At 69.5% G+C, this 1,969-nt stretch carries 3 protein-coding genes; 2 read left to right on the forward strand and 1 reads right to left on the reverse strand.

What is annotated here, in order from left to right; genetic code table 11:
* Positions 1-465, forward strand: a 465-nt coding sequence (locus LQV45_RS28590) for an FAD-binding protein (protein WP_230010346.1), incomplete at its 5' end; no start/stop codon positions are given.
* A gap of 36 nt (positions 466-501) precedes the next feature.
* Positions 502-1,473, forward strand: coding sequence for an alpha/beta hydrolase (locus LQV45_RS28595; RefSeq protein WP_230010348.1), 972 nt, complete (start codon positions 502-504; stop codon positions 1,471-1,473).
* Positions 1,474-1,479: 6 nt separating this feature from the next.
* Here the strand turns inward: LQV45_RS28595 and uppS are convergent.
* On the reverse strand, positions 1,480-1,969 hold a 490-nt coding region (gene uppS / locus LQV45_RS28600), incomplete at its 5' end, for a polyprenyl diphosphate synthase (protein ID WP_230010351.1).

Here is a 1,969-nt window from a genome sequence, read left to right on the forward strand (position 1 = left end):
GCGGACCCCGCCGGGCTCGCCGGGCAGATGAACGATCTGACGGGCGGGCAGCTCATCGACCCCGCTGCCCTGGAGCAGCTGATCCGCGACCGGGACCGGCAGTTTGCCAGCGGGATGGGCAAGGATCCGCAGCTGGCGGCGATCCGGGCAGCGCGGCGTTTCGCCACCGACAAGATCATGAGGGTCGCCCCGCCGCACCGGCTGTTGGATCCGCGGCACGGTCCCCTGCTCGCCGTCCGGCTCTCGGTCCTGACGCGCAAGAGCCTTGGCGGTGTGCAGACGGACCTGCAGTCGCGGGTCCTGGAAGCCGCCGGGCAGCCCGTGCCCGGGCTGTTCGCGGCCGGTGAAGCCGCAGGGTTTGGCGGCGGCGGAATCCACGGCTACCGGGCCCTCGAGGGAACGTTCCTGGGCGGATGCCTCTTCTCCGGACGTTCCGCGGGCCGGGCCGCTGCGTCCGCGTCCTAGTCCGGGCAGGCTCTCAGCAACACAGGAGGAAAGTCGATGCAGTGGCGGACCGACATTCTCGGGGATGATTTCCAGGCGTGCACCTTTGAGGCCGTCAGCCCTGACGGTGTGCTGCGCACTGCCACCCTGGTCCGCCATACCCCGCTCCCGCCGACACCATCGGCGCTGCCGGCCCGGGCGGTGCTGTTCCTGCACGGCTGGAGTGACTACTTCTTCAATGAGGAGCTCGCGGAATTCTGGGCGGGGCAGGGGTTTGAGTTTTTCGCCCTCGACATGCACAACCATGGCCGCAGCCTGCGTCCGGGCACCCACGGCGGCTACGTCGCGGACCTGGACAACTACGACGCCGAGATCACTGCAGCGCTCGGGATCATCGGTTCGCTCAGGCCGGACGGTGCGGCGCCGCAGGTGACGCTGATGGGACACTCCACCGGCGGCCTGATCGCGGCGCTGTGGGCCGACCGGCATCCGGGGATGGTGTCACAACTGGTCCTGGACAGCCCATGGCTGGAAGTCCACGGCAGCCCCGCCCTGCGCCGGGCCGCGCGGACCATGGTGGAGCCGTTCGCCCGGTTCTGGCCGGAGTCGGTGATCCGGCTGCCTGAGCGGGCCTTCTACTGGCGCAGCATCAGCAGCACCGCGGAAGGCGAATGGGCCCTGGACGATGCCTACCGTCCGCCGCACGCCTTTCCGGTCCGCGCCGGCTGGCTCAGCGCCGTGCTCGCCGGGCAGTCCAAGGTGGCGCGTGGCCTGAACATCGATGTGCCCATCCTGGTGCTCATCTCGGGCGCCAGCGCCAACGGGATGTTCTGGAAGGAGTCCATGCGCCGCACGGACGCGGTCCTGGACGTGAACACAATCGCCCTCCGCGCGCTCAGCCTGGGCCGCACCGTGACGCTGGAGCGGATTGACGGCGCCCTGCATGACGTCTTCCTCTCCGCCCCGCGGGTCCGCGCGGACGCCTATGCCCGGCTGTCCCGGTGGATCAGGGCGTACGTCTACGACTGACGCGGATCAGCTGACCTGGCCGCCCGCGGCGGGAGCGGCGTCGATGGCTCCACCGTAGCGGCGGTCCCGCTGTGCATAGATCTCGACGGCATCCCACAGCGTCCGCCGGTCCACGTCCGGCCACAGGGTGTCCATGAACACGAACTCGGCATAGGCCGACTGCCAGAGCATGAAGTTGGAGAGCCGCTGTTCCCCGGAACTGCGCAGGAACAGGTCCACGTCGGGCAGGTCCGGCTCGTCGAGGAACTTCTGGATGGTCCGCTCGGTGATGGCCCCCGGCTTCAGCCGGCCCTGGGCCACTTCCTCCGCGATCGCGGAGACGGCGTCGGCGATCTCGGCCCGTCCGCCGTAGTTGACGCACATGTTCAAGGTGCAGGTGCTGTTGCCCCGGGTGTAGTCCTCGGCCTCTTCGAGTTCGCGGATCACCGAGCCCCACAGCTTCGGGCGCCGCCCGGACCAGCGGATCCGTACCCCCCATTCATCGAGCTGGTTCCGC

The sequence above is a fragment of the Microbacterium sp. Bi128 genome (assembly GCF_918698205.1).